The sequence below is a fragment of the Massilia sp. BKSP1R2A-1 genome, from assembly GCF_050586525.1.
Taxonomy (GTDB): Bacteria; Pseudomonadota; Gammaproteobacteria; order Burkholderiales; family Burkholderiaceae_D; genus Telluria.
The window spans coordinates 120,190-137,689 of record NZ_JBOBRE010000010.1; the positions used below are offsets into that span (position 1 = coordinate 120,190).

At 70.1% G+C, this 17,500-nt stretch carries 16 protein-coding genes; 7 read left to right on the plus strand and 9 right to left on the minus strand.

Annotated features, from left to right (window positions below; translation table 11 throughout):
• The first annotated feature begins 161 nt into the window (after nt 1–161).
• On the plus strand, nt 162–560 hold the full coding sequence (locus ACQ7JA_RS16500) for a TraR/DksA family transcriptional regulator (RefSeq protein WP_430899640.1): 399 nt from the start codon (nt 162–164) through the stop codon (nt 558–560).
• A gap of 44 nt (nt 561–604) precedes the next feature.
• Here ACQ7JA_RS16500 and ccoS read toward each other — a convergent pair whose 3' ends face one another.
• The 6 genes from ccoS to ACQ7JA_RS16530 all read right to left on the minus strand — a co-directional run bounded on the left by ccoS (nt 605) and on the right by ACQ7JA_RS16530 (nt 8,185).
• The gene (gene ccoS, locus ACQ7JA_RS16505) at nt 605–778 is read right to left on the minus strand and encodes a cbb3-type cytochrome oxidase assembly protein CcoS (protein WP_430899642.1); all 174 of its coding nucleotides are present in this window, start codon (nt 776–778) and stop codon (nt 605–607) included.
• 1 nt (nt 779) lies between these two features.
• Nucleotides 780–3,209, minus strand: coding sequence for a heavy metal translocating P-type ATPase (locus ACQ7JA_RS16510; protein ID WP_430899644.1), 2,430 nt, complete (start codon nt 3,207–3,209; stop codon nt 780–782).
• Complete coding sequence (locus ACQ7JA_RS16515; RefSeq protein ID WP_430899646.1) at nt 3,206–3,979, minus strand: sulfite exporter TauE/SafE family protein; 774 nt, start codon at nt 3,977–3,979, stop codon at nt 3,206–3,208. The genes ACQ7JA_RS16510 and ACQ7JA_RS16515 overlap by 4 nt, the downstream gene beginning before the upstream one ends.
• Entirely contained in the window at nt 3,976–5,418 is a 1,443-nt protein-coding gene (gene hemN, locus ACQ7JA_RS16520) for an oxygen-independent coproporphyrinogen III oxidase (RefSeq protein ID WP_430899648.1), read from the minus strand. Before hemN ends, ACQ7JA_RS16515 begins: the two co-directional genes overlap by 4 nt.
• 62 nt (nt 5,419–5,480) lie before the next feature.
• Nucleotides 5,481–6,461, minus strand: a complete 981-nt coding sequence (locus tag ACQ7JA_RS16525) for a hypothetical protein (protein ID WP_430899650.1) — start codon at nt 6,459–6,461, stop codon at nt 5,481–5,483.
• Nucleotides 6,462–6,610: 149 nt separating this feature from the next.
• Complete coding sequence (locus tag ACQ7JA_RS16530; RefSeq protein ID WP_430899652.1) at nt 6,611–8,185, minus strand: methyl-accepting chemotaxis protein; 1,575 nt, start codon at nt 8,183–8,185, stop codon at nt 6,611–6,613.
• Between the two features lie 171 nt (nt 8,186–8,356).
• Here ACQ7JA_RS16530 and ACQ7JA_RS16535 point away from each other — a divergent pair, with 171 nt between their 5' ends.
• The 4 genes from ACQ7JA_RS16535 (at nt 8,357) to ACQ7JA_RS16550 (ending at nt 11,306) form a co-directional block, all read left to right on the plus strand.
• The gene (locus tag ACQ7JA_RS16535) at nt 8,357–9,586 is read left to right on the plus strand and encodes a metal-dependent hydrolase (RefSeq protein WP_430899654.1); all 1,230 of its coding nucleotides are present in this window, start codon (nt 8,357–8,359) and stop codon (nt 9,584–9,586) included.
• Nucleotides 9,587–9,618: 32 nt separating this feature from the next.
• Nucleotides 9,619–10,086 carry a MarR family winged helix-turn-helix transcriptional regulator gene (locus tag ACQ7JA_RS16540; protein ID WP_430899656.1) on the plus strand — a complete coding sequence of 156 codons (468 nt, stop codon included), beginning with the start codon at nt 9,619–9,621 and terminating at the stop codon, nt 10,084–10,086.
• 406 nt (nt 10,087–10,492) lie between these two features.
• Entirely contained in the window at nt 10,493–10,885 is a 393-nt protein-coding gene (locus tag ACQ7JA_RS16545; RefSeq protein ID WP_430899658.1) for a hypothetical protein, read from the plus strand.
• A gap of 46 nt (nt 10,886–10,931) precedes the next feature.
• Nucleotides 10,932–11,306: a hypothetical protein gene (locus ACQ7JA_RS16550; protein ID WP_430899660.1), complete on the plus strand. Its 375-nt coding sequence runs from the start codon at nt 10,932–10,934 to the stop codon at nt 11,304–11,306.
• A 4-nt stretch (nt 11,307–11,310) separates the two neighbouring features.
• On the opposite strand, the gene ACQ7JA_RS16555 is transcribed toward ACQ7JA_RS16550, so the two are convergent.
• Entirely contained in the window at nt 11,311–12,534 is a 1,224-nt protein-coding gene (locus tag ACQ7JA_RS16555; protein ID WP_430899662.1) for an MFS transporter, read from the minus strand.
• 88 nt (nt 12,535–12,622) lie between these two features.
• Between ACQ7JA_RS16555 and ACQ7JA_RS16560 the strand changes: the two genes are divergently transcribed.
• The gene (locus tag ACQ7JA_RS16560; RefSeq protein ID WP_430899664.1) at nt 12,623–13,417 is read left to right on the plus strand and encodes an AraC family transcriptional regulator; all 795 of its coding nucleotides are present in this window, start codon (nt 12,623–12,625) and stop codon (nt 13,415–13,417) included.
• On the opposite strand, the gene ACQ7JA_RS16565 is transcribed toward ACQ7JA_RS16560, so the two are convergent.
• Nucleotides 13,407–14,639, minus strand: a complete 1,233-nt coding sequence (locus ACQ7JA_RS16565; protein WP_430899666.1) for a sensor histidine kinase — start codon at nt 14,637–14,639, stop codon at nt 13,407–13,409. The two genes, ACQ7JA_RS16560 and ACQ7JA_RS16565, sit on opposite strands and share 11 nt — an antisense overlap.
• Nucleotides 14,629–15,978 (minus strand): sigma-54-dependent transcriptional regulator, encoded by a 1,350-nt coding sequence (locus ACQ7JA_RS16570; RefSeq protein ID WP_430899668.1) that lies wholly within the window; start codon nt 15,976–15,978, stop codon nt 14,629–14,631. The genes ACQ7JA_RS16565 and ACQ7JA_RS16570 overlap by 11 nt, the downstream gene beginning before the upstream one ends.
• Before the next feature lie 213 nt (nt 15,979–16,191).
• Here ACQ7JA_RS16570 and ACQ7JA_RS16575 point away from each other — a divergent pair, with 213 nt between their 5' ends.
• Entirely contained in the window at nt 16,192–17,475 is a 1,284-nt protein-coding gene (locus ACQ7JA_RS16575; protein WP_430899670.1) for an efflux RND transporter periplasmic adaptor subunit, read from the plus strand.
• Nucleotides 17,476–17,500 lie beyond the last annotated feature (25 nt).

A 17,500-nucleotide genomic window follows, 5' to 3' on the forward strand; every position in this document is an offset into this window, starting at 1 on the left:
CTGAAAATACCTTAATGAATGACAATCAGGAGTGTCGTTTTTCGGACAGTAAAAATCCTTGATGTGAATCAAATTGTTCAGCATCAGATGAGCTATGCAACGGCCTGTTGCGTCCGCGTGCGCAGCGGCCCCTGCAGCCTTACCCACACAGGAAAAACGCCATGCCGCCTCTATCGCAATCCGTGTCGGAACAATTGAGGGCGAGCCTGCACCAGGCCCGCGAAGACCTGCTGGACTCCGTCCGCTCGCGCACCGAGTCCCCGGACGACGAAGCGCCATCCATCGGTCCGCTGGCCCACCAGGGCCAGAGCGACGATGCGCCGCAATCGGAAATGCTCAGCCATAACGAGCAGCACCTGGCCGACCACGAATCCAAGCTGCTGCATGAGATCGACGTCGCCATCGGCAAGCTCGAATCCGGCGGCGCCGGCATCTGCGAATCCTGCGGGCGCGACATCCCGGAAGCGCGCCTGCTGGCCACGCCCACGGTGCGCCTGTGCATCGAATGCCAGAAACAGCTCGAGAAAGACCGGCATACCGGCCGCGGTCCCTCGATGTGATGCCGTCATGTAGGGTGGTCGGCCCCGCCGACCGCGCGTTCGACTCACCTACGCATCGTGTCGCGGTCGTTCCCAACCCGATCGTCATCGACCAGTATCCGCATCCCCGGCCCTTCGAGATCCTCGAACTGCCCGCTCTCCGCGGCGCCAAAGAAAATCCACACCGCCAGCGCCACCAGCATCACGCTCAGCGGGATCAGCAAATACAGCGCTTCCATCTCAATCCTTCCTCAGCCGCAGGGCATTGAGCACGACCAGCGCCGAACTCGCCGCCATCCCGATCCCCGACAGCCAAGGATTGAGCAGGCCGCTCGCCGCCGCGGGAATCGCGGCCAGGTTGTAGACCGTGGCCCAGACCAGGTTCTGGCGCACGATGGCCAGCGTGCGGCGCGCCGTATCGGCGGCGTCGGCCAGCGGCCCCAGGCCCTCGCCCAGCAGCACGCCGTCCGCATGCAGCTGGGCCAGCTCGGCGCCGCGTCCCATCGCGAAGGACACGTCGGCGCCGCTCAGCACCGCCGCATCGTTGACGCCGTCGCCCACCATCGCCACCACCGCGCCGCCCTTCTGCAGCTCGCGCACGAAGGCCAGCTTCTCGGCCGGCAGCCGGCCGCCGTAGGCATGCGCGATGCCGAGCTGGTTCGCCACGGCCTGGGCCACGGCCTGCTCGTCGCCGCTGAGCAGCACCACGGTCTTGCCGCCGTCGCGGAAGCGCCGCACCACGTCGATCGCTTCTTCGCGCAGGCTGTCGGACAGGTCGAAGCGCGCAAGCCAGGCGCCGGCCGTCCCCAGCCACACCGTGGTGGTGCCCGGCGGCGCCGCGGTGCGCGCCGCGCCGCCCGCCAGCTCGGCGACGAAGGGCGCGCTGCCGATGCGGTAGACCACGCCGTCGATGCTGCCTTCGATGCCGCGCCCGATCTCGAAACGCAGATCGCGCGCCTGCAGGCCCGGCTCGGGCATGGCGGCGCGCACCGCGCTGCTCAGGGTATGCGAGCTGTCGGCCTGCAGGGCGGCGGCGATGCGCAGGCAGGCCTCGCGATCGAGTTCGCTCACCGGCAGCACCCGGCGCAGCCGCGGGCAGCCATGGGTGAGCGTGCCGGTCTTGTCGAATACCACGTGGGTGGCGCGCTCGAAGGTCTCGAGGGTGTGCGGCGCGACGGCCAGCACGCCGCGGCGCAGCAGGCGGTCGGTGGCGGCGGCCAGCGCGGTGGGCGTGGCGAGCGACAGCGCGCAGGGGCAGCTCACGACCAGCACCGCGATCGCCGCCTGCCAGGCGCGGGCCGGGTCGAGCACATGCCAGATCGCGTAGACCACGGCGGTGAGCACCAACAGCGCCACCACGAACCAGGCCGCGACGCGGTCGGCCCACAGCGCGATGGCCGGCTTGCCCTGGCCCGCGCGCTCCACCAGGCGCACCAGCATGGCCAGCGTGCTTTCGTGGGCGCTCGACGTCACGCGCACCACGATCGCCTGGCCGGCATTGACCACCCCGCCGGGGAGAGAATCGCCCACCGCGGCGGGACGCGGCCTGCTTTCGCCGCTCAGCAGCGAGAAATCGACCTCGGTCGCGCCTTCGACCACCTGGCCGTCGGCCGGCACCGCCTGCCCCGGCTTGACCAGCACCAGGTCGCCCGGCGCCAGTTTCGCTGCCGGGACCAGCTCGCTGTCGCGCAGGGCCGGATCGCCGCGCAGGCGATTCGCCGATGCCGGGGCGCCGCGCCGCAGGGTATCGAGCGCCTCGGTCGCGCGCCGGCGCGCTTCCAGCTCCAGGTAGCGGCTGCCCAGCAGCAGGAAGATGAACATCGTGATCGAGTCGAAGTAGACCTCGCCCTCCCCGGCCAGCAGGGTCACGCAGCTGCCGGCGAAGGCCGCCACGATGCCGAGGGCCACCGGCACGTCCATGCCCGGCATGCCGCGCCGCAGGTCGCGCCAGGCGCCCGCGAAGAAGGGCAGCGCCGAGTAGAGCACGGCCGGCAGGGTCAGGGCGAAGGAGGCCCATTGCATCAGGGCCCGCATGTCCGCGTCCATGGTCCCGTCGCCCGCCAGGTAGACCGGTACCGCGTACATCATCACCTGCATCATCGACAGGCCGGCCACGAAGAGCTGGCGGAACAGGGTGCGGCGGGCGCGTTGCATGGCGTCGCCGTGGCGTTGCGCCTCGTACGGATAGGCGGTGTAGCCGATCGCGCGCAGCGCGCGCACGATGGTGCTCGGGCGACACAGCTGCGGGTCCCAGCGCAGATGGATGCGGCCGGTGGCGACGTTCAGCGACACCTCGCGCACGCCGGGCAGCGCGCCCAGGCGGCGCTCGACCAGCCAGACGCAGGCGCCGCAGCGCACGCCCTCGATGGTGAAGCTGCCCTCCCCGTTCGCGCCGGCTTCGTCGAACAGTGCCAGTTCCGGCGCGTCGGCGCCGCCGCTCGCGGTGGCGGCGAACTCGGTGCGGTTCTCGTAATAGTTGCCGAGCCCACCGGCCACGATGGCTTCGGCCGCGGCCGCGCAGCCGGGGCAGCACATGCTGCGCATCGCGCCGCCCACGTGCGCCTCCCAGCGGCTGCCGCCCGGGACCGGCAGGCCGCAGTGGTAGCACTGGGCCGGCTCTCCCCTGGCGCCCTGCGCGTCCCGCACCGCCTCGACCAGCACGGCGCTCATTGCGCCGCTCCGATACACAGGAGATCGGCGGCGCCGGCCGGCAGGCCGACGCTCGCGCGCCACAGGCCGAGCAGGCCGAAACCCAGCACCAGCAGGCCGCAGGCGGCGCGCACGGCGCGCAGCTGCAGCACGGTGCGCAGGCGCACGCCGGCCATGCCGATCGCGGCGAGCATCGGCAGGGTGCCGAGGCCGAAGGCCAGCATCACGGCCGCGCCGCCCGGCGCCGAACCGCTCAGCATGGCCGTCGCCAGCACGCTGTAGACCATGCCGCAGGGCAGCCAGCCCCACAGGGCGCCGGCCGCGAACAGGCGGCCGGGGGAATCGAAGGGCTTCAGGACGGCCAGCATTGGCGCGACGCGCCGCCACAGCACCCGGCCGCCGCGTTCCAGCCAGGCCAGGCCGCGCCAGGCGTCGAGCAGATAGAGTCCCAGCGCCACCAGCATCAGGTTGGCGGCCCAGTAGCCGGCCACCTGCAGGGCGGGCAGCCCGGCCAGCGCGCCGAGGCCGCCGGCCAGGCCGCCGGCGAGTGCGCCGGCGGTGGCATAGCTGGCCAGCCGGCCCGCATTGTAGGCGGCGACGTGGGTCGCGGCAGCCGGCCACGCCGCGGCAGCGCCGCCCACCGTCCGCACCGGCACCGGGAACGCCTTGCGCCCCTGGCCAGGGGTGGACAGCGCAGCGACGATGCCGCCGCACATGCCGGCGCAATGGACGCTGCCGAACAGGCCGACGAGGAAGACGGGCAGGAGGCCGATGCCGTGGAGGGTCATCATACGGTTTGCGAGTGGCGCGGACCTTCCGGGCGCACGGCGAGATAGCGGTCGAACACCATGCAGATATTCCGGATCAGGAGGCGTCCTTTCATGGTCACGCTCAGCCACTCCTCGCCGATGGTGAGCAGGCCGTCGTCTTCCATTTCCCGCAGGCGCGCGAGTTCGGGCGCGAAGTAATCGCGGAACACGATCGGGAAGGCCTGCTCGAGCGCGGGGATCGAGACCTCGAACTGGCACATCAGTTTCTGGATCAGGCTGCGGCGGAGGGCGTCGTCCATGCCGAGCCGCCATCCCCGCACCACCGGCAGCTCGTTCTGGTCGAGCAGCTCGTAGTAGGCGTCCAGGGTCTTGACGTTCTGGCTGTAGGTCGCGCCCACGGCCCCGATCGCCGACACGCCGCAGGCCACCAGGTCGGTGTCGGCATGGGTCGAGTAGCCCTGGAAGTTGCGGTGCAGGCGGCCCTGGCGCTGGGCCACGGCGAGGTCGTCGCCCGGCCTGGCGAAATGGTCCATGCCGATGTAGACGTAGCCGGCGTCGACCAGGCGCTCGATGCACAGCTGGAGCATCAGCAGCTTGGTTTCGCTGTCCGGCATGTCGGCGTCGACGATGCGGCGCTGGGGCTTGAACAGGTGCGGCATGTGGGCGTAGTGGTAGACCGCGATGCGGTCTGGATCCGCCGCCACCACCTTGTCCAGGGTCTGGCGCATGGTCTCCAGGGTCTGCTTCGGCAGGCCGTAGATCAGGTCGATGCTCACCGAACGAAAACCCGCGGCCCGGGCCGCATCGATCACGGCGCGCGTCTCTTCCTCGGGCTGGACCCGGTTGACGGCGCGCTGGACCTCGGGGTCGAAGTCCTGCACGCCCAGGCTGATGCGGTTGAAGCCCTGGCGGCGCAGGGTGTGCACGCGCTCCGGCGACACGGTGCGCGGGTCGACCTCGATCGAGAATTCGCCGGCGGCGTCAGGCGCGAAACGGAAGCTGCGGCGCAGGTGGGCCATCAGGTCGTCCATCTGCGCGTCGCTCAGATAGGTCGGGGTGCCGCCGCCGAAGTGCAGCTGCTCCACCTCGTTGGTGCTGGAGAACAGTGCCGCCTGCATGGCGATCTCGCGCTTCAGGTAGGCCAGGTAGGTGGCCGCCTTCTCGCGGTTCTTCGTCACCACCTTGTTGCAGGCGCAGTAGTAGCAGACCGTGTCGCAGAAGGGGATGTGCAGGTAGAGCGACAGCGGACGGGCGCCGCCGCGGGTGCGCATGCCCGCCACCGCGTGCAGGTAGTCGCGGTAGCCGAAGTCCTCGTCGAAGCGGTCGGCGGTCGGATAGGAGGTATAGCGCGGGCCCGACTTGCCGAGGCGCTGGAGCAGCCCCGCGTCGAATTCGACGGTCTGGTAGGCGGCGGTGTGCGGGGCGGGCTGGGACGGGGTGGGAACCGCTGTTGCGTGCATGTCAATCTACTCCTGCTGCTGCCGGTTTGCGGAACTGCAAAGCGGCTCGAATAGCAGGCAGTTTATTGATCGGCGTCTCGGGAATCCTTGACTTGCATCAAATACGGCTCAGTCTGATCTACGGGCAACAGCCGTTCGACCGGCAGCTCGTTGCGGTCGAGCAGGCGGTAATAGTCGTACAGGACCGACACGTTACGGCAGGCCACCGGTCCCACCGCGGCCACCGCGCCCACGCCGCATCCGACCAGATGGGTGGACGGCCTGCCATAGCCGCCCGGGGCGCACGCCGGCGCCGTGTTTCCGGGCAGGCGAGCATAGCGGCCGGCGCCGCCATGCGTGTACGACGCCATGTCCAGGCGGTCGGCGCACATCTGCTGCATGCGCTGGGCCACGCTGCCTGGCAGGGCGGTCCCGCTGCACATCTTGCTGCCATGGCATAGCGCGATACGGTCAGGCGCCGCGCCGACCACGGTCTCGAGCATCCAGCGCAGACGGCCGAGCCGTTGACCGGGCATGCCATATACCAGCGCCACGCAGACCGAACGGAAGCCGGCCCCGCGCGCGCCGTCCACCAGCACCGGAAGGCGCTCGGGCCCGACGCCTTCTCCGTCGAAATGGATCCGGATCCGGTGGAAACCGCGCTCTCGCAGTCGTCGCAAACGGCCTGGCGCCATGGTGGTGGCGTCGATCGCGGCTTCATAGTCGCCCGCGTCGCCGTCCATGAAACGGAAATGCCGGCGCAGGTGGCCGATCAGCGCATCGAGCGCGCGTTCGGGCAGGCTGGCCGCACCGGCGCCATCGAAGCCGAGCTGCCTGACGCTGCTCGTCCCTGCGAGCAGGACCGCATGCAGCGTCGCTTCCCGCTTCAGGTAGCACAGATAGCTCTCCAGGGCCGCATCCGGGTCCGCTTCGGCGAAGAAATCAGGGATATGCAGGCACAGGGAGAGCGGCCGCAGGTCGTACATGGGCAGGCGCGCCACGGCCAGCATATAGTCGAGAGACGGAGACAGGGGAGTGGCCGCGGCCGATCGTTCTGCGTGCATGAATCGCCTCCGTAAGGTGTTGCTTTGCGAAATTGCAAACCAATGGACTCAGCACGCAGTTTAAGGGCGGAAGACTACAGGTATTTGATATTAATCAAATGTTAAATTCAAGCTGGAAATGTTTCACAAACATGGCCGTCCCCGGCAGATCAGCGGCGCACGCCGCGCGCCGAGGGCGCTTCAGTAAACCGGAACACTGACAAGGCTTGCATCAGTTGTGCGGCCTCCGCGGCCACGCTGTTCGAGGCATTCGCCGATTCCTCGACCAGTGCGGCATTTTCGCGCGTGATCTGGTCGAGCTGCGCCATGGCGGCATTGACCTGGTCGATGCCCGCACCCTGCTCGCGGCTGGCGCCCGTGATGCCGTGCATGATGGCGGCGGCATCGCGCACCGAATCCACCACCTGGCGCATGGTCTGGCCGGCGTCGCCCACCAGCAGATTGCCTTCGCCGACCTGCTGCACCGAGGCTTCGATCAGGGCCTTGATCTCCTTGGCCGCGGCGGCCGAACGCTGCGCCAGGCTGCGCACCTCGCCCGCCACCACGGCGAAGCCGCGTCCCTGCTCGCCCGCGCGCGCCGCTTCGACGGCGGCGTTCAGTGCCAGGATATTGGTCTGGAAGGCGATGCCGTCGATCAGGCCGATGATGTCGACGATGCGGGTGGCCGAGGCGCTGATGCGCTCCATGGTATCGCCCACGCGGGTGACGGCCTGGCCGCCGCTGCCGGCGATGCTGGAAGCCGCCATCACCATGCCGTCGGCGCGCACCGCGCTGTCGAGGTTCTGGCCGGCGCTCGCAGCGATCTGGGCCAGGCTGCTGGCGGTCTGTTCCAGGCTCGCCGCCTGGGCTTCGGTGCGGCTGGCCAGGTCGCCGTTGCCGGCCGCAATCTCGCGCGTCGCATGTTCGATCGAGGCCACGTTGCGGCGCACGTCGCCGACGATGGCGGTCAGGTTGACGTTCAGCTGGCGCAGCGCGAGCTGCAGGCGGCCGATCTCGTCGTCGCGGCCCGCCTCGACGGGGTGCGACAGGTCGCCGCCGGCCAGGGCGTAGACTGCGCTGGTGGCCTCGCGCAGGGGACGCGCGATGCTGCGGTGCAGTTCGGCCCAGGCGGCCAGGGTGCCGACCACGCCGAACGTGGCCAGCAGCTTCCACGCCAGGCCGTCGGCGGCCAGGCCCAGTCCTGCCATCAGGAGCGACTGGCTGGACATCATGAAGCCCAGGCGCTTCGACAGCGGCAACCGGCGCAGGCCTGCGATCCGGGCGCGCCAGCCGCTGCGCACGCAGGCGCCGCGCTGGATCTTCAATCCGCCGGCCTCGCCGGCGCGGAATCTGCGATACAGCTCGCTCGCCGCCTTCACCTGCTCGCGGCTGGGCGCCGTACGCACCGACATATAGCCGGTGACGCGTCCGCCTTCCTTGACCGGCACCACGTTCGCGACCACCCAGTAGAAGTCGCCGTTCTTGCGGCGGTTCTTGACCAGGCCGGTCCAGGGTTCGCCCGCCTGCAGGGTGGCCCACAGGTCGGCGAAGGCTTCCGGCGGCATGTCCGGATGGCGCACGAGGTTGTGCGCCTTGCCGAGCAGCTCGGCTTCGCTGAAACCGCTGACTTCGATGAAGCTGGGATTCACGTAGGTGATGCGGCCCTTGGTATCCGTCTTCGAGACGATGGATTGGCCTTCTTTCAAGACGTATTCGATGCCGGTCACCGGCAGATTGTTTCGCACGACAGACTCCTTGTTGCCCATGGGCAAAATTCCAGCGCCCGATTATATGCGCAGGCTGGTGCGGAATTTTTGATTTGGATCAAAATTCAAAGAGAGACGTAATGGTTTTACGCCGAAAAGTGGTTGATTTACATCATTGTTGTTTCGTGTAATCTGTGCGGCATGGACAATATGACACACTCCCTCGTCGGCCTCGCCCTGGGCGAACTGGTCGACCGCGCCCTGCCCGCTCCCGCCGACCCCAGCCGGGGACGGCTGCGCCGCCGCCTCCTGCTGGCCACCGGCCTCCTGGCCAGCAATTTCCCCGACCTCGATCTGGTGCTGACGCCGCTGCTTCCCGCGCCGCTCGGCTACCTGATCCACCACCGCGGCCATACCCACACCCTGCTCTACGCCCTGCCCCAGGTGGCGCTGCTGCTGGCCCTGCTGTGGCTGCTGTGGCCCGGCGCGCGCCGCCTCATGAAGGAGGACCGCCAGGGGCGCCGCGCCGTGCTCGGCACCGCCCTGCTCGGCATGGTGCTGCACCTGTCCTTCGACGGCCTCAACGTCTACGGCGTGCATCCCTTCCACCCCTTCGACTCGCGCTGGCTCTATGGCGACCTGGTGTTCATCGTCGAACCCGTGTTCTGGACCGCGCTCGGCGCGGGCCTGTCCCTGCTTGCCGGGCCGCGCCTGCGCTGGCCGCTGCTGGCCTTCTTCGCGGCGATGCCCCTGCTGTTCACCTGGCTCGGTTTCCTGCAATGGGGCTCGTTCGCAGGCCTCGCGGCGATTGGCCTGTTCGTCGCCGCCGCACACTGCCGCTTCGGGGGGCGCGCCGGCCTCGTGACGGCCCTGCTGCTGTGCCTGGGCTTCGTCGGCGTACAGGGCGTGGCCGGCCAGATGGCGCGTGCGGAAGTGCGCGCCGCGCTGGCCCAGGCGGCGCCGGGCGCGCGCGTGCTCGACATTCCGCTGTCCTCGTTCCCGGCCAATCCGCTGTGCTGGTCCTTCGCCACCGTGAGCGAAGACGCGTCGGCCGGCAGCTATGGCGTGCGCGTCGGCGTGCTCAGCCTGGCGCCCGGCCTGAACCCGGTGTCGGCTTGCCCGGCGCGCTTCGGTGGCGTGCCGGGCAGCGAGGAAACCGCCCTGGCCTGGAAGTTCAGCGAAACGCGCAGCCTGGCCGAGTTCCGCGCCCTGCAGCGGAACAACTGCCATTTCGACGCCTGGCTGCGCTTCGCGCGCGTGCCCTCGCTGGCCCAGGGCGCCGCGACCGACATCCGCTTCGGCGCGCCGGACCAGCCGAACTTCTCGACCCTGCCCTTTGCCGAGCGCCAGGGCGCGCCCTGCCCGTCGCCGCTGGCGGACTGGGGCTATCCGCGCGCGGACCTGCTCGGCTGGACTGGGGCGCCGGGGCGCGGCCGGTAGGCCTTTGCCGCGGCAGGGGCTATACTGCCGCCATGGATCCCGACCTGCCCCTGCCCGACACCCTCTGCTACTGCTCCTCGCTGCGCCAGGCCTCGCGCTACCTGACCTCCTTCTATGACCAGATGCTGTCCGGTTCCGGCCTGCGCGTCACCCAGTTCGCGATCCTGTCGCGCCTGCGCGCCCGCCCGGCCACCGTCAGCCGCCTGGCCCAGGGCATGGTGATGGACCGCACCACCCTGGCGCGCAACCTGCAGCCGCTGGTGCGCGCCGAGCTGGTGGCGGTGCGGCCCAGCGACACCGACCGGCGCGAGCGCGTGGTCGAGCTCACCGCGGCGGGACGCGCCAAGGTGGAAGAGATCCTGCCGGCCTGGCGCCGCGCCCAGGCCCGCTTCGACGAACAGTTCGGCGCCGCGCAGGGCGCCCAGCTGCTGGCCACCATGCGCGCCGTGGTCGACAGCGGCCTGCACGACCCCGGCCAACTGCCCGCAGCCGTCGATTGAGACGCGCCGCCGGATAGGCCGGCAGCGCGGCCGGGCACAATCACGCTGCCCGGACTCGCGGCTCACGTTCGCCAGCGCCGCCGCGCGCCGGCCCGCCCCTCCTGACCCGCCAATGCAGCGCATGCCAAGGCCGCGCGGCTCAGCTGCGCCCGGACGATGTCGCTGCAGATTACCAGCACGCCGGGCGCGCCCGGCTGGCGCGGCGACATCGGTTTGTCGCATTCGGCAGATAGCATGGGCGGGCCGGGTCGACATGGCATACCTGGCAGTGTAAATGCGCGGTCGGGCGGCTTGTATTCCCTACAGAAAAATCCGCGAGCATCAATGACAGCTGGAAACGAATATTTCGCCCGTTACGGTTTGGAACAATTTCGAATCGTGCATATGCTCAGCCGGGATTACGATTTTGCTCATGAACTTCAGCTTCTCTACCCCACACAAAGGTGCCTGCCTGGTCAAGCTCTGGGCCAGCGGGCGTTACGGTTTCTCGCTGCCGAAGAAGGTCGAGATCACCGGCCCCGACGGCGCGACGGCGACCTTCGTCCACCACAGCCGGAAAGTCGGGCCCGGCTCCGAACTCACCAACCGCACGCTGGTCAGAATCGCTATCGCCCAGTACCTCGCGGGAGGGGGCGGCCTGGGCGGAGAAGTCGAGATCGACGATGCGGTAGCGCCCTTCTCCGGCACCCTGACCCAGATCCGGCCCTTCGCGCCCCCGCCGCCGCCCCCGCGGGTGCGGCCTTCGCGGATCATGCCGCGATCGGGCGCCAGGGCGGGCTGCGCCGAAGAAGCGGCCTGAAGCAAAAAGTACATCCAGGACGACAACACGCGACACGAGGACAACCATGCGAATCACCTTCACGCCAGGCCAGGTGGCCATGCTGATCGAGCGGGCCGAACGCCAGCTCGAACAGATCGTCACGGATTCGGTGCGCCAGGGCGGACCGGGACGCAATATCGCGCGCTCGGCCCACCACGCATTGCACGAGACGGTGGTGACCCTGATCCGTCTCTACCGCGAGCAGGTGGAAGGCGGCGCGCCGGTCGCCACGCGCATCGCGCGCGCCTATGCCAAGGGCACCGACGCCCAGTCCGGCTCCCCGACCATCGCCTGCGTCAGGACCATCCAGTCGCTGGTGCGCGAGGAGCGCGAGGCGCATGCCGCCGCGGCGCCCGCCTCACCAGGGGCGTCAAGTCAGCTCAGCAGCGCCCCGCTGTAAGGGCTCAGCCGGCGCTGCCGACCGGCTGCGCCGCCCGGGCGCGGGTATTGCCGCCCACGCCTACCGCGGTCGCGATCGCCAGCGCCTGGAACAGCGCCACCCCGGCGAACACCCAGCCGGGACGGCCCGCATCCATCACCAGGCCGAACAGCAGCGGGCCGATCGCCAGCCCGCTGTCCAGGCCCGAATACACGACGCCATACACCCGTCCCGTCGCCCCCGCCGGCGCGGCGGCGCGGATCATCAGGTCGCGCGAAGGGCCGGCCACGCCCGAGCACAGGCCGATCAGGCCCATCAGCGGCAAGGCCATCCAGGACGGTCCCGCGCCCGCCGCCAGCACCAGGGCCAGCAGGGCCGCGGCCGAAAACGCCAGGGCCACGGTGCGATCGTGGCGCCTGCTGCCGGCGCCGACGAAACCGCCCGCCGCCATGCCCAGCGCCGAAGCCAGCATGTAGGCGGTATAGGAACTGGTCGCGAGCGCATGCGAGATGCCGTACAGGGATTCCAGGCTGATCGTCGCGAAGCTCTGGATGCCGCCCAGCGCCACCGCCGTCAGCAGGAAGAAACCGAAGCACAGCCACACCGCGGGCAGCTTCAGGAAGGACAAGGTGCCGCCCTGCGCGCCGCCGGCCTGGCGCTGGACCGGATCCGGATACAGGGCGTGGCGGTTCAGCACCAGCAGGACCAGCACGAGCAGCGGCAGCGCCGCCGCCGACAGGAGGGCCACGCGCCAGCCCTGGCTGGCTGCGATGGTGGCCAGGAACAGGGGCGAGGCGGCCCAGCCGATGTTGCCGCTGATGCCGTGCACCGAGAAGCCGTGCGCAAGCCGTTCGCGCGAGACGCGCTGGTTCAGCAAGGTGTAGTCGGCCGGGTGGAAAACCGCATTGCCGACCCCGGCCAGCAGCGCACCCCCCAACAGGCCGCCATAGCCGCTCGCCTGCGACAGCAGCAGCGCGGACAGGCCCAGCATGGCGATCCCGAAGAACAGCACGGCGCGCGCCCCGAAGCGGTCGACCACGAAGCCGGCCAGGGCCTGGCCGATGCCCGAGACCACGAAGAACACCGTCATCAGGAGGCCCAGCTCGGTGTAGCTGAGCTGGAACGCGGGCTTCAGCCAGGGGATCAGGGCCGCCAGGATCAGGTGGTAGAAATGCGAGGTGCCGTGCGCCAGGCCCACCAGGCCGATCACGCGGGCATCCTGCCTCAAGGTGTTGTTGTCGTTTGCCATGCCGCTGCCTCTTGTCGAAAAGGCCAGTGTAAGCACGATCGGCCAGTCCGTTTTAAGATAGCGCGTCAACATTTGTCGAGAAACCGCCATGCCGCCCCGCCGACCATTGCTGCCCCCGGCCTCCGGGCCCGCCCCGACGGGCGAACGCCCGGTCGGCCTGTCCGCACGCGACCTGCCGGCCGACGTCTCGATCGGCGCCCACAGCCACGAATGGGGCCAGCTGACCTATGCCGCCAACGGCATGCTGCGGGTCAGCGCGGCCGGCGGCAGCTGGATCGTGCCGCCGCAGCGCGCGATCTGGATCGCGCCCCACGTCGAGCACGAGGTGACCCTGCTCGAGCCGGCCCGCCTGAGTCCCCTGCGGGTGCATGCCTCGCGCGACCCGTTTCCCGGCGAGACCTGCCGCGTGGTCGAGGTGGGCGGCCTGATGCGCGAGCTGATTGCGGCCCTGGTGGCGGGCGGCCCGGATCTGCCGTCCATGCGCGCCGGACTGCTGGGGGAACTCATCCTCGACGAGCTGGCCCAGGCGCCGACCCGTCCGATCCGGGTGCCGCTGCCGCGCGACAAGCGCCTCCTGCAGCTGTGCCAGGCCCTGATGGAGGCGCCGGGCGACGGCCGCACGCTGGGAGAGTGGGCGCGCGGCGCCGGCGCGTCCGAGCGCACGCTGGCGCGCCTGTTCGAACAGGAACTGGAGATGAGCTTCGGCCAGTGGCGGCGCCAGGTGCGCCTGGCCCACGGCGCCTCGCTGATCGCGCGCGGCGTGCCGCTGTGGCAGGTGGCCGAGCAGCTGGGCTACGCCAGCCAGTCGGCCTTCACGGCGATGTTCCGCAAGACCTTCGGCGCCACGCCGTCCGGCTACTTCGCCGGGGAGCCTAGAAGCTGATCACGAAGCGCGCGCCCTGCGCCACCTGCCTGGCGTAGCGCACCGTGCCGCCATTGCCGTGGACCAGCTGGCGCACCATCGCCAGGCCGATGCCGCTGCCCTGCTTCTTGGTGGTGAAGAAGGGCGTGAAGATGTGGCGCACCAGTTCCGGCGGCACGCCGGGGCCGTCGTCCGACACCTCGATGCGCAGCCGTCCGCCCTTCACCAGGCGCGCGCTGACGCGCCCCACCGCACGCTCGATGTTACTGGTCGCCTCGAAGGCATTCTTGAGCAGGTTGATCAGGGCCTGTTCGAGCTGCCCCGGATCGGCCACCAGTTCCAGCGTGGCCGGCTCCACCGAGAACTGCAGCTCGCCGCCGCGTGCACGCCAGCCGGGCGCCGCCAGCGCGCGCACCCGTTCGAACAGCGCCTGCACGAGAATCCGTTCCGGCTGCGCGGCAGGGACATTGGACAGGCTGCGGTAGCTCGCGACGAAGGCGGCCAGGCTGTCGGCGCGGCGGCCGATGGCGTCGACGGCGGTGATGAGGTCCTGGCCCACGTCCGGCGGCAGGCTCGCGCGGCATTCCTCGAGCATGTCGCGGGCGGTGCGCGACAGCGAGGCGACCGGCGTGAGCGAATTCATGATCTCGTGGGTCAGCACGTGCACCAGCTGGCGCCAGGCGTCCAGCGCCGCCGCTTCCAGTTCGCTCTCGACCGGCATCAGGGCCGCCAGGCGCTCGCTGCCGCCCTGCAGCGACAGGTTGCTTGCCGCCACCAGCGCGCGTTCCACGCCGCGCTCGGTGTCGTACTGGACCATGCCGCGCCTGTCGGCCGGCTGGGCGCCGAGTTCGCGGGAGAGGCTCGCCGGGTCGCTGGCGCGGCCCGGCGCCACCAGCTTGCGGGCATTGCGGTTCAGGGGCGTGACCCGGGCGTCCTCCATGCCTTCGATGCGAAACAGCGCGATCGGCGCGTGCTCGAGGCGCGCTTCGAGCGCCTGCGCATTGTCGACCAGGTGCTGCTGCTCGATGCTCAGCACCGCCTTGGGCTCGGGAGGCTTGGGATGACGCAGCATGGCCAGCCGCGTCAGGCAGCGCCACAAGGTCGCCAGCAGCGGCAGCGCCGCCAGGCCGCACAACACCACCAGCCGCGGCGAATCGTGGACCATGCCGGCGCCGTAGCCGAGCACGGCGACGCCCAGCGCGCACAGCAGGGCCGCCGTTTTCAGGCGCCGCTCAGAAGCCATGCTTGCCCAGCTTGCGGTACAGGGCGGCGCGGCTCAGTCCCAGCATGCGCGCCGCCAGGCTGATATTGCCCTTGGCCTTGTCGAGGGCGGCGGCGATGGTCTCGCGTTCGAGGGCGCCGAGGCGAAAGTCTTCCTGGGGTGCTTCGGCGACAGGCATCGGGATGGGGGCCGCCGGCGCCGCCAGCCCGAAGTCCTCGAAGCGGTAGTCCGGCCCCGCCGCCAGGATGGCCGCGCGCTCGCAGGCGTGGCGCAGCGCGCGCACATTGCCGGGCCAGGACCAGGCGCACAGCTGTTCCTGTGCGCTGGGGGCGAGCTCGCGCACCGGGCGCCCGTACTGGCTCTCGTAGCGCGACAGGTAGTGGTGCAGCAGTTGCGGGATATCGTCGGCCCGTTCGCGCAGCGGCGGCACGCGCAGCACGATGGTATTCAGGCGAAACAGCAGGTCGGGCCGGAACACGGCGGGGTCGAACAGGCGCGCCTCCTCGAGGTTGGTGGCGCTCACCACGCGCACGTCGATGCTCTCGGCGCGGTCTGCGCCGAGCGGCGTGACTTCGCGCCGCTCCAGCGCGGTGAGCAGCTTGGCCTGGGCGCCCAGGGGCATATTGCCGATCTCGTCGAGGAACAACGTGCCGCCGCGCGCGGCCTGGAAGCGTCCCGGACGGTCGGCGCGCGCGTCCGTGAAGGAGCCCTTGCGGTGGCCGAACAGTTCGCTCTCGAAGGTCGTCTCCGGCAGCGCGCCCATGTCGACGGCCAGGAAGGTGCCGGCCGCGCGGCCCGATGCGGCATGGATGGCGCGCGCCACCAGTTCCTTGCCCACGCCGTTCTCGCCCAGCACCATGACGTTCGCCTCGGTCGGCGCGACGGCGGCGATCATTGCCTTGAGTTCGCGCATCGGGCCCGATTCGCCCATCAGCGGCGAGGCGCCGGCTCCCTGTGCCGGCGCGGCGGCATTGCGGCGCGCCACGGCGCTGTCCACCGCCGCCACCAGGCGGTCGTTGTCCCAGGGCTTGGTGATGAAGTCCAGGGCGCCGCGCTTCAGGGCTTCGACCGCGAGCGGCACATCGGCATACGCCGTCAGCGCGATCACGCCGGGCGGGCGCGGCAGCGCGCGCAGGCGGTCGAGGACGGCCAGTCCCTCCGCGCCGTCGATCCGTCCCGGCGCAAAATTAAAGTCGAGCAGCACCACGTCCGGCACGCTTTCGCCCAGCACGCTGTCGAGGCCGCGCGGGTCGTCCAGGGTCGCGACCCTGGCGTGCCGCCGGCGCAGCAGCAGCTGGGCGGCGCAGGCGACGTCGTCGTCGTCGTCGAGGATCAGGATGGAAGCGGTCGAGGGAGACATGCGTGGCCGTGCGCGGATGGGAATGGAGGGCATTCTAGCAGCGCATCCGGGCCAGGTGGACAGGCGGCCGGACAGCTGTCCGCTCCCGAACATGCATACCTGTCCGCTTCCGGACACTTCTGTCCGAAACCGTGTCCAAACCCGCGAAAAAGCGGGTGGCACGGAAGTTGCGAAGAGGGAGGCATCATCCACGCTTCACATGAAACAGCCGCTATGGATCGCATTCCTCCCCAAGCCGTCACCGGCGCCGCCATGGACATGGTGGTGACCAGGTCCCGCAGCAAACTCCCTGTGCGCGCCGGCGCCGCCCTGCTGCTGGTGGCCGCCTTCGGCGCCGGCGCCTGGCACTTCATGCCGCATGGCCTGCAAGTCGATCGCGCCGACGTGCGCATCGCAGCAGTCGCCCAGGGCGTGTTCCGCGACGACATCGTGGTGCGCGCCACTGCCCAGCCGCTCAACTCCATCATGCTCGATTCGGTCGAATCCGGCCGCGTCGAAGAAGTGCTGGTCGAAGATGGCCAGGCGGTTGCCAAGGGCCAGCTGCTGTTCCGCCTCTCGAATCCGATGCGCAACCTGGCCCTGCTGGAGCGCCAGGCCGAACACGCCCAGCAGATCTCCAACCTCGCCAACCTGCGCGTGGCCCAGGAAGCCGGCCGCACCGAGCACCGCCGGCGCCTGGCCGACCTCGAGTTCGCGCTGCTGCAGGCCGTCAAGCAGCACAGCCGAAACCAGCGCCTGGCCCAGCAGGGCTTCATCTCGGCGGTGGCCCTGGAAGAATCGGCCGACAAACTGGCGCAGCAGCGCCGCGTGCTGGACAACGAGCGGCGCAGCATCGAGACCGAGGAAGGCGTGCGCCAGCGCGGCCTGCAGCAGATGGAGACCGCGATCGACGGCTTCCAGTCCGGGCTGCAGCTGGTCAGCGCCACCGTCGACGCCCTGAACGTGCGTGCGCCCGCGGCCGGCGTGCTGACCGACTTCCGCCTGCAGGTCGGCCAGACCGTGCGTCCCGACCAGAACGTCGGCCGCATCGACGACCCCAAGCGCTTCAAGCTGGCGCTCCAGATCGACGAGTTCTACCTGAGCCGGGTCTCGCGCGGCCTGGTGGGCAGCGTGACGCAGGACGGCCGGCGCTATCCGCTCAAGGTCAGCACCGTGTTCCCGCAGATCCGCGAGGGCCGCTTCACCGCCGAGATGGTCTTCACCGAAGGGCAGCCCGAGGTGATCAGCCCGGGCCAGAGCCTGGACGCCCAGCTGACCCTGGGCCAGCCGGCCAAGGCCCTGCTGCTGCCGGTCGGGCCTTTTGTCAACGACACCGGCGGCGCCTGGGCCTTCGTGGTCGACAAGGACAGCGGCCGCGCGGAGAAGCGCGCCCTGCGCCTGGGCCGCCGCAACAACAGCCACGTCGAAGTGCTCTCCGGACTGACACCCGGCGAGCAGGTCGTCGTGTCCGGCTACGCGCCGTTCGGCAAGGCCGAGCAGCTGCAGATCACGCAATAACATCCCCATCCATCGAACAAGAAAG